A 17533-nucleotide genomic window follows, 5' to 3' on the forward strand; every position below is an offset into this window, starting at 1 on the left:
GGCCCTTCGACCGGCGTGCCGGCATGCCGCACTCCGGACCCCGGCGTGCCTGCTCATCAGCGGTGATTAGATCAACGACCGGGCTGAGCGGCCCGTCGGCGACCCCGATGACAGCCAGGCCGTCGAGGCCCAGCAGCCGGGTCGTACCATCTTCCATGCCCGCGGCTCTTCACTTGTGATCGACTTGCGTAGACAACAAGATGATCACCGAGAGCTGCGGGCAAGGACGCGGCGAGTAGCGTCACCGCCTGCGATTTCTGTACCAAGCCGATGACCGGGCAGAGCGCGTGTCCGCAGCTGGTTCCGGCGGATAGCAGGTCGGCGCTGACTCGGCCGGCTGGCGGTGGCCTGCGGGCTCGTCAGCCGCTGCTGCGCCCTTCGAGCTTGTCAATCGTAGCGAGCAGATCGCGAGCCTTGGCGCGGAGCCGCCGCAGGTCCAGATCATCACCCTGCTTCTGCAATGGCCGGTCATCGCCGGACAGCAGTTCCTGTAGACCTAGGTAGCTCTCCTTGGCCTGCTCCGGCGGGCTGGGCGCGCTCAGCGCCTTATGCATCAGCGCCGCTTCGATTACCGCGATCAACGGCAGGTTTTCCAGCAGCGCGATCAGGTGCATGTACTCCACGAGCACCGTCGGCAGCCGGATCCCGACCGGCGTCTTCTCCCCCGTGATATCGGGCAGACTCTCCGCCAGGCTCACCTGCCGCTCCCGCGGCTGGTCCATGTTCTTGATCCGTTGACGCCGGCGCATGTTGCCCAGCACTTCGTCTTTGGTGACCGGACCGCGCCCAGGTTCGTAGGCCAGTGGCTCGGCTTCCCCCGGCATCGCCGGACCGTCGACGTGCACTCTCGGCTCCTCTGCGCGTGGCAGATTTATCCGCCGCGCGTGCACCTTTGAGCCGTCCCCGTCGGCACCTCTCGCCATATCTCCGCCAAGATGGGTATCGTCGTGTTTGTCTAGCAGTAGTCAGCAGATGTTAGGCGCGCGGCGGGCACGCAGGCAACAGACGCGCTGCAACATTCAGCGATCATCGCCTGCCTAACTGCCGCGACCATGACCACTCTTACTCTTGACGCCCGAGAACGCACCGCGACCACGTGCAACTGCAGCCGGGTTCAACTAGACATAGCCGTGTCAACGGAGGACCGATGCCCACCCCTGGGACAACCAGCCACCGCTCACCGTACGGCGTCGGAGTCGCCTGCTGCGCCGTCGCGATGGTTGTGCTCGGAGGCTCGGTGCAAGCCAGCACTGCCCTGGCCGACTACCCGACCGCCACTGCCCAAGCGGCACGCTACGCCCTTGCCGCAACGGCCCTGCTGGCCACGCTGGCTACAACCCGGACGCCCGCCGTGCGCGTTCACATCCGCGACTGGCTGGGCCTGGCGCTCATGGCCGGTCTGGGTCTGGCCGGATTCAACCTGTCGCTCATGACCGCGCTACGCCACGCCGACGCCCCGATCGTGGCCGCGATCGTCGGCTGCGTCCCACTAGGCTTGGCTGCAGTCGCACCGATACTGGCCCGACGCATGCCTACACCACGCACGCTCGCCGCCGCCGCGCTCGTCGTCACAGGCACCACCCTCGTACACGGCGCTGGCACCGCCTCCGTCATGGGGGTCGCCGCAGCGGTACTGGCCATGACCTGTGACGTCGTGTTCACTCTGCTGGCAGCGCGACTCACTCCCCGCCTCGGCGCACTACGGGTAAGTACGTACAGCTGTACGCTCGCAGTGCCGATGCTTGTCTGCGTCGCCGCTGCCACCGGCGAGGGCGCAGCGTTGCGGCAGCCAACCCTCGCCGAGGTGGGCGTCGTCGGCTTTCTGGGGGTCGTACTGACCGCGGGCATGTTCCTCGCCTGGTTTCATGGCGTCAGCGTCCTCGGCGCCGACGCTGCGGGGCTCTTCATAGCGCTGGTGCCGATGACCGCCATCGCGGCGGCCGCAATCTCCGAGGGCGCGCCGCCCGAGCCCGAGTCGATGCTCGGTGCCGCTGCGGTCGCGGCCGGGCTTTTCACCGGGCTGCTGCGGCCGACTTCTGCTCCGCGGCCATACCCAGCAGGCTCCCGCCCGGGTGTGGTAGCACTCCCCAGGCCGACGCTGATTCCGGTCCGGGCGCTGTGAGCCCGTCAACCCGTCAGGCCCGGCCGATACAGGAAGCCGAGAACTGATCTTCCTGCCCAGAAACGCCTCGTGGCACGCTTCAAGCTCAGGCTCATTTCACAAGTCCAGGTCGCCGGGTGGGCTGGTAACCCCCATGTTCGGCGACATCGGCGGACAGATTGAGCATGTTCACAATCATCCATTCTTCCCATCGCTCTTCTTGGATGATTGTCACGAGGCAGCCAGCATCACCTGGAAGAGCCGCGCATGGTCACTCCATCGCTCCAGGTCAAGTGGTGCGACGAGGCCATCACTCATGATGGCGAGGACGTCCTGGCTGGAGTAGCCCTCGCCCTCCCATCGCGAGCCGAGCTACGATGCGAGGCTTTGGAAGCGGGCATCGCTCCATCCCTTCTTCGCCTGGCCTCTGATGGCGATGCCGAAGGCAGCCTCCATAAAGGCGAGCTCGTCACGGTCACCCTCGGGCAGACTGTCCGGGAGGGCACGGGCGGAATCTTTGTCCCCGATTATTTGATACCAGATCCACAATCCCATCAGTGTGCGAATATCCGAGGCTCTCAGCATCCCGAGATCATCGCGTCGCGCTTTATTCGTCCGCTTGAACATGCCCGGACCGCCTGTTGGGTTATACGAGCGGAGTTGCTTCCGATGCAACTGATGCGCACATTCGGTGACAACTGGAATCGGCCGCACGAGTGACCATCACGCACCCGTTAGCTTGGATTAAAGAGGTCGTAGCGGTACTAACGACGCAATGTTGTGTTTAATGCAATCATGCAGGAGCTCGCTGCCTCGATCGTGGCCCCCAACTTGTTGCCGTCATCGGGGGTTGTGTTTCTAGACCCGGCGCCGGCGACGCTGGAGGCCATGCTGGAGGGCTGGTCTCGGCAGCAGCGGGTGCGGTTCTTGAAGGCGGAGACCATCCGGCGGCGCGTGGACCTGGTGAGGCGGCTGTCGCGTTTTGCCAATCAGTACCCGTGGGAGTGGAGCGCGTCGGAGGTCGAGGCGTTCGTTGATCACTTGCGGGGTGGGCCGAAGCCGATCGTGTACTCGACGGCGAGGGCCTACCTCAACGGCATCCAGTTGTTCCTGGAGTACGTCACCGATCCGCGCTACGAGTGGCAGCAGCTGTGCGAGGAGCGGTTCGGGCGTGCTCCGCAGCAGGTTCTGGGCGAGTGGAACACCATTGCGCACGTCTCGGAGTACGAGGGCCGGCCGGGTCGGCGTCCGTTGACCTATGACGAGGTCCAGGCGTTGTTCGATGCCGCGGATGGGCGTGTCGAGGTGATCAGGTCTCGGGGCCGCAAAGGCGGGCTGGCCGCGCAGCGGGACTCGGCGATGCTCAAGGCCGTGTATGCGTTCGGGCTGCGGCGGCGGGAGGCGTGGGGTCTGGATCTGGCCGATCTTCGTCGCAATCCGCGGGTGCCGGACTTCGGTGAGTTCGGCGCGGTGCTGGTGCGCTGGGGCAAGTCGTCTCGGGGCAGCCCGCCCAAGCGCCGCACGGTGTTGCTGGTGCCGGAGATGGACTGGATCGTCGCGGTGCTGCGGCAGTGGCTGGACGAAGTGCGGCCCAGGTTTCAGCCTGCTGGCCTTGCCGCGTTGTGGGTCAATGAGCGCCATGAGCGGGTGTCGTGGCGCAGCCTCAACGACGCGTTCGTCGCGGCCCGGGAGGCGGCTGGGCTTGACCCGGTCCTGGACCTGCACTGTCTGCGGCACTCCTACGTCACTCACTTGATCGAGTTCGGGTATCCCGAGCGGTTCGTGCAGGAGCAGGTCGGCCACGCCTATGCCTCCACCACCGCGTTGTACACCGGGGTGTCCGACGAGTACCGCAACCGGCTGTTGACCCGTGCGCTTCAAGCACGGGGACCGAACCTGTGGGAGGCGTTGTGACCGGTGGGTTTGCCATTTCCTGGCATCTGCGGCTGCGGATGGCCGAGAAGGGCATGTACGCCACGACGGAGCTGGTGCCGCTGCTGGCCGAGCGCGGCGTTGACTTGTCCCGTGAGCAGGTGTTCCGGCTGGTGACCCAGCCTCCGCAGCGGCTGAGCATGGACACCCTGGCGGCGTTGTGCGACATCCTCGGTTGCACGCCCAACGATCTGATCGAAGTGCAGCCGGTGCAGGCTGCGGTGCGTAAGGCGGTGGGCGAGGTCGACCGGTCCGGTCCGCCGCCAGTGCGGCGGACCGCCATTCGTCGACCGGCAGCCGAATGACCAAGGAGGCACTCGTTGGCGCGATGCGCCAGCGGGTGCTCGACCGGCTCAGTGCCTGCCTGCCCGGCCTGGCCCAGGTTGACGCCGTCCGGCTGGTCGCGGCGGCCAACGCGGACAAGCGCCGCGGTCTGCGGGAGCTCGATGCGTTTCTGCAGCGCGGGCTCGACGTCCTGGTGTCGGCATCGTCCGACACGCCGCCGGGCGCGTTTCGGCTTCTGGTGCTGCTGGAGGGCGAGGGCCATCCAGTACGGGTGCCGGTCTGCGCCGAGTGCGGCCTGCGGCGGACGCATCTGCCTGGGCGCGGCGGTCGTGGTCGCGTGTGCCAGAGCTGCGTGGCCAAGGCACGGGCCCGCCCGTGCGCGCGGTGCGGGCAGACCCGACCCGTAGCCGTGATCGAGCCGGAAGGTCCGCTGTGCCATCCGTGCCGTGACCGGGATCCGCGTCGGCACGAGCCGTGTTCGCGATGCGGTCGAGCCCGGCGGGTCAACGGTCGACTTGCGGATGGGTCGCCGCTGTGCAGCACGTGCCATGGCAAGCCGGTCCACATCTGTGCTGAGTGTGGGCGGGTCGATAAGGTCGCACGTCGCGGGCCGGACGGGCCGTTGTGCCCGCCCTGCTACGAGCGCGGCGGGCGGCAGCCGCGCCGTTGCGGCCACTGCGGCCGGACGGGGCGGATTTCCGTGCGCGGTCGCGACGGCGGCCCGGACCTGTGCCGGCGCTGCAACCGGCAACCCGTGGTGGAGTGTGCTGGTTGCAAGCGGCTTCGACCCTGCGCCTTCGCGGCCACGGCGCGGCCGCTATGCGTGTCGTGCCGGCCGAGACGTGCCACGCCATGTGCCCGGTGCGGCACAAGCTGCCAGCCCGCCGCCCGTTGGCCCATAGGTGGGGTCTGCCGCCACTGTTACCGCCACGCCCGCGCCAACCCGTCGCCTTGCCCTTCCTGCGGCAAAGTACGCGTGCTCGTCGCGGCCGATTTCCGAGGCCGCGACGTGTGTGGGCCGTGCGCCGGTACCACGATCGACTACACATGCCGTACCTGCGGGCAAGCCGAGGAACGATACCGGCACGGCGAATGCGTCCGGTGCGTCGCGCGATCAAAGCTGGAAGACCAGTTCCGCAGGCCTGACGGATCTGTTCCGGCGGAGCTCACGCCGCTGCTGGCGGCGCTTGCCGCAGCGCATCGGCCGCGTTCGGTGCTGGCATGGGTCGAGCGTGGTGACGGCAGTGCGGCACTGCTACGTGACCTTTTGCGATCCGGTTGCGCTATCACGCATGAGGCCCTCGATGCCGCAACGCGGCAGCAAGCCGCTGCCGCACTACGTGAGATGCTCGTCCACGCCGGTGTCCTGCCCCGCCGCGACGAGCAACTCGAGCGGCTGGCTCCCTGGCTGAGCCGGACCCTGTCCACCGCACCCGCCCATCACCGGCAGGTGTTGCGCGCCTACGGCAACTGGTCGGTACTGAGGCGTGCCAGGCTGCGCGCGGACAGGACCCGGTTCACCGCCGCCAGCGCGCGCAACGCCCGCCTCAAAGTCTCCACAGCTCTGACGTTCCTGCGTTGGCTCGACACGACCGACCTCACCCTCAAGCGGGCTCGCCAGGCACACGTCGACACATGGATAGAGGACGGCGGCCTCAATCGGCGGCTTCTCGGCGGCTTCCTCACATGGGCCAGCCGGAGAGGACTGGCCCAGAAGCTGTCCGTCGCCGCGATCACCCCGTCTGGGCCCGACCTGTCCATGACCGAAGACCAGAGGTGGGCGCTGCTCGACCGCCTCCTGCACGACACGACGATCTCCGTCGACGTCCGGACGGCCGCGTCGCTGCTGCTGATCTACGGCCTGCCGGTCACGTTCATCGCGACCCTGACCACCGACAATGTCACCACCAGCAGCGGCAAGCACTTCCTGCAGGTCAAGGAACATCGTACGCAGCTGCCGCCCGCCGTCGCCGCCCTGATCACGCAAGCCGCGTCCGCAGCGCGCACCTCGTCGCTGGTCGGGCGCGCTGTGCCCGGCACCCCGTGGCTGTTTCCCGGTCGCCTGGCGGGTCGGCCCATCTCGGCAGCCGCCCTGTGCCAAAGACTGCGCCAGCACGGAATCCGAATTCGCCGTGCGCGCAACTCCGCACTGATCAGCTTGGCTGAGGACCTGCCCGCGCCGGTATTGAGCAAGATCCTCGGGATCAGCATCACGGCTGCGATCAGATGGACGCGCTACGCCAGGCGGGACTGGCTCGGCTTCGTCGGCGAACGCGCTGCGTCGGCCGCGAGCCGGTCACAGCGATGACCACCTCCCACACAACCGGCTCGAGCCGTGGTGTGTTGACCGCTGACGACCCGCACCGGGCCGCACGGGCGTCTGCTGCAGGCCGAGGACCAGTGACCAGAGGAACGGGACAGGCGGCAGGGCGGGGCGAGCGCCCCACCCTGCCGTTGAACTTAGCCGACCTGCAGGGTCACGTCGTCCAGCACGAAGCTGGTCTGCAGGTAGGCGTCCTCGGTGCCGGTGAAGGTCAGCGTGACCGTCTGGCCGGCGTACGCGCCGAGGTTGACCGTGCGCTGGGTGTAGCCCGCCGCCGCGTTCACGTTGGACAGCGTCACCAGGGTGGTGCCGCCAGCCTTGATCGTGAACGTGTCGTAGGCGACCGCCCCGTACTCGTCAGTGTCGATGTGCAGCCAGTAGTTCAGCACCGCGCTGGTGCAGCCCGACGGGATGGTGACGGTCTGGCTGATGGCCTCGGTCGCGGTGTAGCCGTAGCCGCTGAGCCACGCGTACCGGGTGCCGCTGCGCGGCACCTGCCCGATAGAGGTGCCGATCGCGCCGGTGGAGCCGGTCCACGGCGAGGTGCCGGTCTCGAACCCGCCGTTGAGGATCAGCTGGGCGGCGGTGCAGCCGCCCGGCCCGCCGGGCACGGTCAGCGTGTACGTGGTGCTGTGCGTCGCCGAACCCGAGCCGGTGATGGTGATGGTGTAGGTGCCGCCGGCCACCGACGAGCCGACCGAGATGGTGGCGGTCGACGAGCTGCCGGAGGTCACCGACGCCGGGCTGAACGAGACCGTCACGCCCGTGGGGGCGCCGCTGGCGGTCAGGTTCACCGTCTGGGCGCTGCCCGAGGTGGTGGCGGTGCCGACGGTGGTCGTGGTGCTGGACCCCGCGTTCACGGTGCCCGACGCGGGGCTGGCCGAGATCGAGAAGTCGTCGGTCGGGGTGGACGTGCCGACGGCCCGGTTCCACAGCGTGTAGGCGATGCCGTCGGCGGCCCGGTCCAGGCCGGTGGCGTTGATGTTGCTGGTGGTGTCGCACGACGAGTGGTAGCAGGAGTCGTACGCCTGACCGGCGGTGCCGCCCCACTTCGACGCCTGGGCCGAGGTCTTGGTGGCGCTGGCGCCCATGGCGTAGCCGGAGGTCGGGATGCCCGCGTTCTGGAACGAGTAGTCGTCGGAGCGACCCTGGCCCTCGACGTTCTCCTCCGGCTGCAGGCTGAGGCTGTCCCAGTACGCCTTCATCGGCTGCGACGCGGTCGAGCTGATGTTGTTGATGAAGTAGCCGCCGTTCTTCGACCCGATCATGTCGAAGTTGTAGTAGGCCTTGATCGCGGTCCGCTGGGTGCTGGTGAGGGAGTTGACGTAGAACTTCGAGCCGTTGAGGCCCTGCTCCTCGTCGGTCCACCAGCCGAAGCGGACCTTGTTCAGCATGGTCGGGTTCTGCGCGGCGAGCGCGAGGGCGACCTCGAGCAGCGCCGCCGAGCCGGAGCCGTTGTCGTTGATGCCGGGACCGGCCGAGACGCTGTCCAGGTGGGCGCCGAACATGTAGACGTTGCTGGCGTTGCCGCCGGGCCACTCGGCGATCAGGTTCGGGCCGGCGCCGCTGGTGCAGCCCGAGGTGCAGGGCTGCTCGGTGACGGTGAAGCCGGCGGTCTGCAGCTTGCCCTTGACGTAGGCCACCGACTGCAGGTAGCCCTGGCCGGTCGAGCGGCGGTTGCCGCCGTTGTTGGTGGCGATGGTGTTGAGCTGGGTCAGGTGCGCCTGCACGTTGGACACGCTGATGTCCGGGGCGGTGCCGCCGGGGGTGCCGCCGTTGACCGTCAGCGTGTACTGGGCCGTGTGGGTGACCGACCCGGTGCCGGTCACGGTGATGGTGTACGTGCCCGCAGCCGCACTGGACGTGGTCGCCACCGTCATCGTGGAGCTGTTGCCCGACGTCACCGACGTCGGGCTGAACGACACGGTGACCCCCGACGGGGCACCCGAGGAGGTCAGCGACACGGTCTGGGCGCTGCCGGAGACGGTCGCGGTGTTGACCGTCGCGGTGACCGAGGAGCCCGCGTTGACGCTGCCCGAGGTGGGGCTGACCGAGACGGAGAAGTCGGTGCTGGAACCGGTGCAGGTCGGGTCACCGGTCTGGGCCGGGACCGCGACCGCGTTCCACGCGTCCTTGGTCCGATTGAACAGGACGCACGAGGAGTCCAGGTTCTTCGCGGCGGTCAGGGTCGCGGTGCGGTACTTCTTGTGGGTCATGCCGGAGGTCTTCAGCAGCATGCCGCCGTAGAAGATCTTTCCGGCGGACTGGATGCCCACGCCGGTGACCGACGACGGGCCGCCCGAGCAGATGGGGCTGTTCGGCTTGCCGCCGCCCGGCGCGCTGCCCTCGGCGAGCAGGTAGAACCAGTGGTTGAGCGGACCTGCGGCCGCGTGTACCTCCGTGTTCGGGATCGACGAGGAGTAGCAGTTCGGGTGGCCGCCGACCAGCGACGGGTTGTACATGTTGCGGATCGGGCCGTCGCCGACGAGGTCGATCTCCTCACCGACCAGGTAGTCGGGTTCGTCGTAGGCGCTGGACTGGTTGGCGTATGCCTCGGTCAGGGCGCCGAAGATGTCGCCGGTGGCTTCGCCGAGGCCGGCCTCGGAGCTGGTGCCGCCGGGGGTGTTCTGGTCGAGGCCGTGGCCGAACTCGTGGCCCACCACGTCCATTGAGGAGATCCAGTTGCCCGCCTGGTTCTTGCCGATGGTGATCGTCGAGCCGTCCCAGTAGGCGTTCTGCTCGTTGAGGCCCACCTTGATGGGCCAGCTGCCGCCGTTGCCGTTGTGGCCGTTGCGGCCCAGCCAGCTCGACAGCATGTCCCATTCCTTCTGCGCCGAGTACAGGGCGTCGACGCAGCCGGTCTCCTTGCTGGTGCCCACGCCGTTGCCCCAGCTGTCGTCCGGGCCGGAGAAGACGGTGTTGGTGCTGTAGTCCTGGCAGTTCAGGCCGGAGCGGGTGGTGTCGCGCAGGTAGTACGTGCTGCCCGACTGCGACGTGGTGATCGTCAGCGGACTGGGCCCGTTCCACTTGCCGGTGCCGGAGCCCGCCGCGGCGTCCTCCTGCTTGGCCAGCACCTGGCCGGTGCGCGCGTCCACGAAGACGTGCAGGTGGCTGGGCGCCGAGGCGGTGCGTCCGGCGACGACGACCTCCCATGCGAGGCGGGCGGTGCTGTCCTTGACGTGCACCACCAGGGTGCGCGACTCGACCCGGTCGACCTTCGCGAGCAGGCTCTTGGCGGTCTGCTCGGCACGGTCGACGGCGACGGTCGGCACCACCGACACGTTGATCTTCGTCTTGGTGGCGGCGGAGATCGCCCGGATCGCACCCTTGCCGTCGGCGAGCACGGCGGCGTCGCCGCCGACCACCGGCAGGCCCCGGTAGGTGCGTGTGTAGGCGATGGAGAACAGCCCGTCGACCCACGGGATCACCATGCGCCGGTCGTACTGCTCGAAGGGGCCCTTGGCCAGCGCGTCGTGACCGCCGTCGGCCGCCCGGTCGGCCGCGGAGATCGCCAGCGACAACGGGCTCTGCGCCACCGCGGGCGCAGGCGGCGGGGTGGCCGCGGTCGACGGGGCGGCCACCCCGGTCACGGCGCCCAGGGCGAACAGAACCACGGCAGCGGCCGCCGCGGCATTATTTCGATACATCGCAATCCTTCCGCCGGGCTGGGGTTAAGGGGGTGGCCGCAGGACCCGGGTTAGCGGGGTGTCCGGCAGCCGGTGACAGCTCGGCTTTGGCGACGACCTTAGGCAAGGCGGAGGCTGGCCGAAATCAGGGCAACCCCTTGTCCTGGCGCACAATGCACCTCGGGTGCATCATGATCCGATGGCAGACTTCCCGACGGTGACGAGTGCGTTCCAGCAGCCGCCTGGCAACCTGCTGCCAGTGATACCGGCCGAGGTGTACCGCACCCGACGGGTCGTGCTGTTCGGGCCACCCGGCATCGGCAAGACCACCGCAGCCGGTGTCCTCGGGCAGCAACTGAACCTGCCCGTCGTGCGTCTGGCCCCAGGCCCGCAAGACAGCCGGATCCCCCACGCCGCACTGCTCGAACTCGCGCTCGCCCTGCAGCCCCAGCCTGGCGCCCAGAAGCTGGCGGCAGGGCTCGACGACGCCGCAGAGCCCGGCTCGGTCGATCACACGAAGACCGCCCTGCGGCTGCGCCGGCTGACCGCCGCACTGCTGCGCGACACACCGCCCCTGACGCTGCTGGTGGACAACGCCCAGTGGCTGGACCCGGCCAGCGCGGCCATCTTGCGCTGGGCCCTGCGCATGGCCCCGAACCTTCCCGTCATCGCGGCCGAACGCACGTGGCATCCCGGGGCCGCAGGCCACTGGTGCGGGGAGGACCCATGCACCGTGCGCATCCCCGCGATGACGGCCGAGCAGATCGCGGCCCTGCTGTCGCCGTACCGGCTGTCCGCCAACCAGGTCACCCAGGCCCACACCCGCAGCGGCGGAAACCCGGCCCTGGCCCTGGCACTGGCCGGGGCCCACGACCGTACCGCGAACATGTCGGCCACTCGGGGTCCCGAAGGCGACCCGTTGCTCCCCTCGGCGGCCCGAAGACTGGTGGGCGAATGGCTGGGAACCGTGTCGGCCGACGTCCAGCACCTGTTGACATTCGCCGCGCTCGACGATCAGCCCGACCTCGTACTGCTGAGCCGCCTCGCCGGTCCGGCCGCCGAGAGCCTCCTGGCCGAGGCCGAGGCAGCCGGACTGATCGACATCGGGCAGCCCGACGGGAAGATCCGGTTCACCGCCGCCGCGATCGGCGCAGAACTCGCGGCCCGGCCGCCAGCGGCCGCACGCAGGCTCCTGCACACCCGCCTGGCCGAAGCCAGCCACGACAGCGTCCGCCGGGACCGTCACACCACGCTGGCAGCCGACACCACCGACCCGCAGTCGGCCTACCACGCCGCCCGCGCCGCCGCCCGCGCCAGGCTGCGCGGACAACACGCACTAGCGGCCGAACTGTCGCTGCTCGCCGCCGAACGCACCCCGCACGCCGACACCGATCTGCTCACCGAACGGGCGCTGACCGCCGTCCGCGACGCCGCGCACTGCGGCGACCTGCTCCGCGGCCAGATCGCGGTCCGCCTCGTCCTGCACCACGACAGCAGCCCCGCCCAACGCGTCAACGCCCTCATCACCCTGATCGACTCAGGCGGACAGCACCTGCACAGCGCCGACGAACTGTTCGCCGACGCACTCCACGAGGCGGCCGACCAGCCGGACCTGACCGCGCAGATCCTCATCCGCCAGGCGATCTGGGCCAACGTCAACGAAGGCAACCCCGGCCGGGCATGCGCCCTGGCCGCCCAGGCCGCCAGCCTGGCCCGGACCGCCGGCGACACCGCCACCACCGCCATGGCCCTCACCATGCAGGCCCGCGTCCAACGCATCCTCGGCCACCCCGAAGCCCAGACAACGCTCCGCCACGCCCTGTCCCTGCCACGCAGCACACACATCCCCGTCAACGCCACACCCGAACAGCTCAGTGCCCGCCACGCCCTCTTCGACGACCACCTGGACGAAGCCCGCAACGCCCTGCTGCCACTGCTTGTCGAAGCGGAGCGGTCGGGAGACGCCGAGGGCACCGTCGACATCCTGCGCAGCCTCGCCGAAGTCGAGATCCGCGCCGGACGATGCGCACGTGCCCTGAACTACGCCGACCGAGCCCAGTCGCTGACAGACGGCGCGGGCCTGGACCCCGGACCGGCGTGCTACACCTCCGCACTCGTCGAAGGCATCGCCTCGCACACCGACTCCGCCCTCGCGCACGCACGCCGCGGGGCCGACACCGCCCGCCGGGAGGACAACAAGGTCTTCCTCTCCCGGAACCTCTTCGCCCTCGGACACCTTCTGCTGGTCACCGGCCATCCGAAAGAAGCCCTGCAAGCGCTGGAGGAGGTCCGGACACTTGAGACCCGGCAGCAGGTCCGCGACCCATCCGTCCTGCGCTGGCACGCCGACCTCGCCGAAGCCCTCATCTGCCTCGGCCACCTCGACCAAGCCCGAGACCTGCTGACCGAAACCCGGCGCACCGCTACCGACCTGGGGAGAAGCTCCGTCCTGCCCGCGCTCGAACGCTCCCAGGCACTCCTGGACGCCACCCTGGGCGACTATAACGCAGCCGCCCAGCGCCTCACCGACGCAGCCGACCACCTCCACCACCTGCCCATCGAACGCGGCCGGACCCTGCTGGCACTCAGCCACACCGAACGACGCGGGCGCCGCCGCGCCAGCGCCCGCACCGCCGCGCAGAGCGCCGCCGAGCTTTTCAACACCCACCAGGCACACCCCTGGAACGAAGCCGCCATCCGAACCCTCCACCGGCTGGACCCCGCCCGCACGCACCGCGACACGCTCCCGCGCCTCACCACCGCCGAACAGCGCTGCGCGGAGCTCGCCGCCAGCGGAGCGAGCAACCGCGACATCGCCACAGCCCTCACCATCAGCGTCAAAACAGTCGAAGCGAACCTCACCCGCGTCTACCGGAAACTCGGCCTCCACTCACGCATCCAACTCGCACACGCTGTCATCCCCGGCACATAAATAACGACCTATCGCAACGGCTCCCAGAGGGACCCGCGTCCGATCCGGGACACGCACACCCCGCCACGTTCACCGCGGCGCTGGTCGGCACCGCGGCGGCAGCCCGGCAGGCCATCGCGTCCAACATCGGCAACGGTTTACCGGGTGAAGTCGTCCTCGGACGAGGACCGACCGCTGCTCGTCGGCGGACGCCACGGCCTCCGCTCTGGCGAAGGCAAGCCTTACCCGCCGGCCACGGCAACCGCAATTCCCGGCATCCGGAGACGCCCGGTGCTCTCGGGTTTTATCGTCGGCAGCGCGCGTCTCGCAGACGCCAGCACGGTCCGCTCATGTGGATGGCGAAAGGGCGCGATGTGTCCAGTCTTCAGGAGGTCATAGCGGTGCTGATCCCGGGCCGCCGTAGCAGGCGCACTCCTCACGATCTCGCGACCGGACATCAAGCAGGTGAGCCTTACGCCGGAGGTCGGGACGGGACCTGGAATACCAGCGGCAGATATCCCATCTAGTGAACGCCGCGCTGAGCCTCTGCACCAGCCTGTTCGCGCGGGTGCCGTAGGCGGCGTGAGTGAGCCAGGCGAGGGCGACCTGTGCGCGCAGGTCGAGGGAATACCGCAGATTCCGAATATATACGCTCCGCCAGCTACACCGCGTATCCGGTCGTGGCGACGGTGCTGACAACGGTCATCGTTGCGGTGTCGATCGTCACGACATCAAAGCCCACAGCGACGTACGCCCGGCTGTCATCGGGCGAGAGCGCGATCCCCGCCGTCTGGTCATTGAAACGCAGCCGGGTCACCGCGCCAGAGACTGTGTCCACCCTGTTCACACTCAAGCTGAATGGGTTTGTCGTGTACAGGTGGCGGCCATCGGCTGAGAGCGCCATGCCCAGGACGCCGTCTGCGCCGGAGAATGCGCCCAGCGGGGTTAACGTGTTGGTGCTCGTGTCTATCACCGAGATCGGACCGCTGCGCAGATTCCCAACGAACACTTTCGAACCATCACGGGCGGCGGCGATGCTCACCGGCTCAATGCCCACGGCCACGTTTGCGAGAGGGGTGTTCGAGGCCGTGTCGATCACGGTGACGGTGTTGCTGCCCGAACACGCCACATACGCTCGCATGCCGTCCGGGCTAAGTGCGATCGCGACCGGCTGGTCCCCCACGGCGATGGCACCCGCTATCTGCTCGGTCAGCGGGTCGATGAGCACAACCTTGGCGTTGTTCGCGTCCGTCGCGTACAGGACCGGCCGGGGTGCCACTGTCTCGGCGGCCGCCGTGTCTGCAAAGCCGGTCACGAGGCTGCACACGATTGCCAGCATCGACAGGGAGATCCCGACGGGACGCCGGGCCCTCCTCAACCCACACGCTTTCATCTCTGCGCCTTCCCGCGAACGTTAGCCTTGCCAGCGTGTGGTGAGGCCAACCGTTGCCAACACTGAACGAATTCAAGCGCTAACACAGGGCACAACACATCGCGGGACAGTGCAGCACCAATCGACAGCCGGGCACCGGGCCTTTCCGATCAAACAGTCGAGTCTGACCGCCGCCGCCGCGACAGACCCGATCAGCTGAACCCTTTCGAGTAGGGCACGCTGCCCGATCCGCATCCGATGGAGCCAACCGGAGACCATCGGTTCCCAACGGGCTGGCGGCACGTCAACGGCATAAGCCGGCAGGTTCTGACTCTTCCCCACCCGTGCCGGGGCGGTCGGGTGGCCGACTGCGGTCAGCATGGGCACTGCAGATGGTTCTGCAGCTGCGCCTGCGCCACGACCGGCACGATGCCGATCTACGGCGCGGTCGCGACGCGGCGACGGATGGGACCCAGCCTTTGTGTTGGCCAGGTGGGGACGCCCGGTCAGTAGTTGCCGGCGGTCAGCGGTTGGGCAGCAGGTCCTTGACGAGGGCTTGGACGCGGTCGCGGATCTCGTCGCGGATCAGGCGCACGGCGTCGATGCCCTGGCCCGCTGGGTCGTCGAGCTTCCAGTCCTCGTGGCGCTGGCCGGGGAAGTACGGGCAGACGTCGCCGCATCCCATCGTGACCACCACTGACGACGCTTCGGAGTCCTCCGGGGTGAGGATCTTCGGGCTCTGGCCGGTGATGTCGATGCCGACCTCGGCCATCGCGTCGACCGCGACGGAGTTGATCTGGTCGGCGGGAGCCGACCCTGCGGAGCGGACCTCGACACTGTCGCCGGCGAGGTGGCGAAGCCAGCCGGCGGCCATCTGGGAGCGGCCGGCGTTGTGCACGCACACGAACAGCACACTCGGCTTCTTGTCAGTCATCGCGCTCTCCTGCTGTGGCGATCGGGTCTTGGGTGAGGTGTCGCCCGGGGGCGTCGGTGTCGTCGTGGACGGCCCGTCTGGCCGCCGACGCGGCGGCGGTCGGGACGGTGCAGCTCATGGCACGGCCGCGACCGGCACGGGCGTCTCGGTCTGGAACGCGGCGGCGGATTGGGGGCGGGGGTAGAGCACGGCGGCCAGGCTCAGGCCGATCAGTGCGCCGATGATCTGTGCGGCGACGAATCCGGGCACCGAGCCGGGTGAGATGCCGGCGAAGGTGTCGGTGAACGCCCGGCCGATGGTGATGGCGGGGTTGGCGAAGCTGGTGGAGCTGGTGAACCAGTACGCCGCGCCGATGTAGGCCGCGACCGCCGGCGCGGCCAGCGCGCCGCGGCCGGTGCGCACCAGCGCGAAGATGAGCAGGAGCAGACCGGCGGTGGCGATGGTCTCGCCGAGCCACAGGTGCGTGTCGCTGCGGTCTTTGACCGACAGGCCCTGGCTCACGCCGAACATCGCGTTGGCCAGCACCGAACCGGTGATCGCGCCGACTGTCTGGACGGCGATGTAGGCCACGGTGTCGCCGCCGGTCAGGGCGCCGGGTTCGCGGCGGCCTGTCCACCATGCGGCGACGGTCACGACGGGGTTGAAGTGTGCGCCGGAGACCGGGCCGAGGATCAGGATCAGCACGGCCAGGGCGAACACGGTCGCGGTCGAGTTCTCGAGCAGCTGCAGGCCGCCGTCGTGCGGCGACAGCGTGGTGGCCATGATCCCGGAGCCGACGACGGCGGTCACGAGCAGCATCGCGCCGAGGAACTCGGCGAGCAGGCGGCGGGGCAGCGTTGCGGGCATCAGCATTCCCGACGGTTGCCGGAGCTGGCTCGGGCGCGCGCGGCCAGGTCGGTCAGGTGAGCGGCCGCCGCTTCGAGGGCGTCGGCGTTGAGGTGGTAGTAGGTGTAGCGGCCGTACGGTTCGGCCTTGACCACTCCTGCGTGGCGTAGGGCGCGCAGGTGGTTGGAGATGTTCGGCTGGGTCAGGCCCAGGTCGTCGACGAGGTGGCAGGTGCAGGCGGGGCCTGCGGCGAGGGCGTCGACGATCGCGGCGCGGGCCGGGTCTGCCAGCAGCCGCACCACCTCCCCCGGCGCATCACCGGAAACTGATATCACCACGTGCTTATGAGACCTGGCGACCGGTCAGCCCGTCAACTTGCCGATCATGAACATTCGGTGGCGGGCGCTGCGCGGACGCAGGTCACGCAGCCGGTGCGACATCGAGCAGCGCGGACAGGGCAGCCAGCCGCGGCCGGTTGGCGCGGTACCAGACCCAGGTGCCGCGGCGGTCGGACTCGACCAGGCCCGCCTCGCGCAGGACTTTCAGGTGATGGGAGATGGTCGGGCCGGTCAGGTCGAAGGCCGGGGTGAGGTCGCAGACGCAGGCCTCTCCCCCGTCGGCGGAGGCGATCATCGACATCAGCTGCAGGCGTACGGGGTCGCCGAGAGCCTTGAACGAGGCGGCCAGGTCGGCGGCGGCCTCGGCGGGCACGGCCGAGGTGGCCAGCGGCGCGCAGCACACGTCAGGTTCCAGGACGGTGAGCGTCTGTTTCGACATGCCCTTAGGTTGACAGATCTCGAAGCAGGCGGCAATGCGGCTTGTCGCAGGTCACCCACCACCGTATCATCGTTTATCGGCGATAAACGATGATGTTGGAGATGTCCATGGAAGAACTCCTCGACCGCGAGGTCGCACAGCGGTACGCGTCATGGTTCCGGGCATTGGCCGACCCGACCCGGATCCAGATCGCCGAGCTGCTCGCCCGCCGCCGTGAGCCGATGTCCGTCGGGCAGATCACCGCCGCGGTCGGGATGGCCCAGTCGACCGTCTCCCAGCACCTGAAGATCCTGGCCGAGGTCCGGTTCGTGCTGGTGGAGCCGTCGGGCAACGCCAACCTGTACCGGATCAACGACAAGTGCCTGGAGTGCTTCCCCACCGCCGCCGACGTGGTCATGGGTCGGCCGGTCGCCTCCCCCGGGCAGACGCCGTGCTGACCATCCGGCC

14 protein-coding genes are annotated in these 17533 nt (G+C 68.9%); 6 read left to right on the forward strand and 8 right to left on the reverse strand.

Annotated features, from left to right (window positions below):
- Window positions 1-359: 359 nt before the first annotated feature.
- Window positions 360-845, reverse strand: coding sequence for a hypothetical protein (locus tag Cba03nite_RS17090; RefSeq protein ID WP_203746884.1), 486 nt, complete (start codon window positions 843-845; stop codon window positions 360-362).
- A 302-nt stretch (window positions 846-1147) separates the two neighbouring features.
- Here Cba03nite_RS17090 and Cba03nite_RS17095 point away from each other — a divergent pair, with 302 nt between their 5' ends.
- Window positions 1148-2122 carry a DMT family transporter gene (locus Cba03nite_RS17095; RefSeq protein ID WP_275411595.1) on the forward strand — a complete coding sequence of 325 codons (975 nt, stop codon included), beginning with the start codon at window positions 1148-1150 and terminating at the stop codon, window positions 2120-2122.
- Window positions 2123-2473: 351 nt separating this feature from the next.
- Here the strand turns inward: Cba03nite_RS17095 and Cba03nite_RS17100 are convergent, their stop codons facing one another.
- Window positions 2474-2728, reverse strand: a complete 255-nt coding sequence (locus tag Cba03nite_RS17100) for a hypothetical protein (RefSeq protein WP_203746888.1) — start codon at window positions 2726-2728, stop codon at window positions 2474-2476.
- A gap of 168 nt (window positions 2729-2896) precedes the next feature.
- Between Cba03nite_RS17100 and Cba03nite_RS17105 the strand changes: the two genes are divergently transcribed.
- The 3 genes from Cba03nite_RS17105 (at window position 2897) to Cba03nite_RS17115 (ending at window position 6626) form a co-directional block, all read left to right on the forward strand.
- Window positions 2897-4015, forward strand: a complete 1119-nt coding sequence (locus Cba03nite_RS17105; RefSeq protein ID WP_203746890.1) for a tyrosine-type recombinase/integrase — start codon at window positions 2897-2899, stop codon at window positions 4013-4015.
- Window positions 4012-4338: a helix-turn-helix domain-containing protein gene (locus Cba03nite_RS17110; protein ID WP_239125805.1), complete on the forward strand. Its 327-nt coding sequence runs from the start codon at window positions 4012-4014 to the stop codon at window positions 4336-4338. The genes Cba03nite_RS17105 and Cba03nite_RS17110 overlap by 4 nt, the downstream gene beginning before the upstream one ends.
- A 956-nt stretch (window positions 4339-5294) precedes the next feature.
- Window positions 5295-6626 carry a site-specific integrase gene (locus tag Cba03nite_RS17115; protein ID WP_203746892.1) on the forward strand — a complete coding sequence of 444 codons (1332 nt, stop codon included), beginning with the start codon at window positions 5295-5297 and terminating at the stop codon, window positions 6624-6626.
- A gap of 152 nt (window positions 6627-6778) precedes the next feature.
- Here Cba03nite_RS17115 and Cba03nite_RS40515 read toward each other — a convergent pair whose 3' ends face one another.
- Window positions 6779-10288, reverse strand: coding sequence for a M28 family peptidase (locus tag Cba03nite_RS40515; protein ID WP_203746894.1), 3510 nt, complete (start codon window positions 10286-10288; stop codon window positions 6779-6781).
- Window positions 10289-10466: 178 nt separating this feature from the next.
- Here Cba03nite_RS40515 and Cba03nite_RS17125 point away from each other — a divergent pair, with 178 nt between their 5' ends.
- The gene (locus tag Cba03nite_RS17125; protein ID WP_203746896.1) at window positions 10467-13199 is read left to right on the forward strand and encodes a LuxR family transcriptional regulator; all 2733 of its coding nucleotides are present in this window, start codon (window positions 10467-10469) and stop codon (window positions 13197-13199) included.
- A 640-nt stretch (window positions 13200-13839) separates the two neighbouring features.
- Here the strand turns inward: Cba03nite_RS17125 and Cba03nite_RS17130 are convergent.
- The 5 genes from Cba03nite_RS17130 to Cba03nite_RS17145 form a co-directional block, all read right to left on the reverse strand.
- The gene (locus Cba03nite_RS17130) at window positions 13840-14517 is read right to left on the reverse strand and encodes a YncE family protein (protein WP_203746898.1); all 678 of its coding nucleotides are present in this window, start codon (window positions 14515-14517) and stop codon (window positions 13840-13842) included.
- Window positions 14518-15073: 556 nt separating this feature from the next.
- Window positions 15074-15484, reverse strand: coding sequence for an arsenate reductase ArsC (locus Cba03nite_RS39815; protein ID WP_239125806.1), 411 nt, complete (start codon window positions 15482-15484; stop codon window positions 15074-15076).
- A 114-nt stretch (window positions 15485-15598) separates the two neighbouring features.
- Window positions 15599-16330, reverse strand: a complete 732-nt coding sequence (locus Cba03nite_RS39820) for an aquaporin (protein ID WP_239125807.1) — start codon at window positions 16328-16330, stop codon at window positions 15599-15601.
- Window positions 16330-16647, reverse strand: a complete 318-nt coding sequence (locus Cba03nite_RS17140) for an ArsR/SmtB family transcription factor (RefSeq protein ID WP_239125808.1) — start codon at window positions 16645-16647, stop codon at window positions 16330-16332. The genes Cba03nite_RS39820 and Cba03nite_RS17140 overlap by 1 nt, the downstream gene beginning before the upstream one ends.
- An 82-nt stretch (window positions 16648-16729) precedes the next feature.
- The gene (locus Cba03nite_RS17145) at window positions 16730-17086 is read right to left on the reverse strand and encodes an ArsR/SmtB family transcription factor (RefSeq protein ID WP_203746900.1); all 357 of its coding nucleotides are present in this window, start codon (window positions 17084-17086) and stop codon (window positions 16730-16732) included.
- An 89-nt stretch (window positions 17087-17175) separates the two neighbouring features.
- Here Cba03nite_RS17145 and Cba03nite_RS17150 point away from each other — a divergent pair, with 89 nt between their 5' ends.
- Window positions 17176-17523, forward strand: a complete 348-nt coding sequence (locus Cba03nite_RS17150) for an ArsR/SmtB family transcription factor (protein WP_373315756.1) — start codon at window positions 17176-17178, stop codon at window positions 17521-17523.
- Window positions 17524-17533 lie beyond the last annotated feature (10 nt).

The sequence above is a fragment of the Catellatospora bangladeshensis genome (genome assembly GCF_016862575.1).
GTDB classification, from domain to species: Bacteria; Actinomycetota; Actinomycetes; order Mycobacteriales; family Micromonosporaceae; genus Catellatospora; species Catellatospora bangladeshensis.

Coding starts and splice junctions, on each gene's coding strand:
- Cba03nite_RS17095 (WP_275411595.1), top strand. CDS start 1,148: ATGCCCACCCCTGGGACAACCAGCCACCGCTCACCGTACGGCGTCGGA.
- Cba03nite_RS17100 (WP_203746888.1), bottom strand. CDS start 2,728: ATGTTCAAGCGGACGAATAAAGCGCGACGCGATGATCTCGGGATGCTG.
- Cba03nite_RS17105 (WP_203746890.1), top strand. CDS start 2,897: ATGCAGGAGCTCGCTGCCTCGATCGTGGCCCCCAACTTGTTGCCGTCA.
- Cba03nite_RS40515 (WP_203746894.1), bottom strand. CDS start 10,288: ATGTATCGAAATAATGCCGCGGCGGCCGCTGCCGTGGTTCTGTTCGCC.
- Cba03nite_RS17125 (WP_203746896.1), top strand. CDS start 10,467: ATGGCAGACTTCCCGACGGTGACGAGTGCGTTCCAGCAGCCGCCTGGC.
- Cba03nite_RS17130 (WP_203746898.1), bottom strand. CDS start 14,517: ATGCTGGCAATCGTGTGCAGCCTCGTGACCGGCTTTGCAGACACGGCG.
- Cba03nite_RS39815 (WP_239125806.1), bottom strand. CDS start 15,484: ATGACTGACAAGAAGCCGAGTGTGCTGTTCGTGTGCGTGCACAACGCC.
- Cba03nite_RS39820 (WP_239125807.1), bottom strand. CDS start 16,330: ATGCCCGCAACGCTGCCCCGCCGCCTGCTCGCCGAGTTCCTCGGCGCG.
- Cba03nite_RS17145 (WP_203746900.1), bottom strand. CDS start 17,086: ATGTCGAAACAGACGCTCACCGTCCTGGAACCTGACGTGTGCTGCGCG.
- Cba03nite_RS17150 (WP_373315756.1), top strand. CDS start 17,176: ATGATGTTGGAGATGTCCATGGAAGAACTCCTCGACCGCGAGGTCGCA.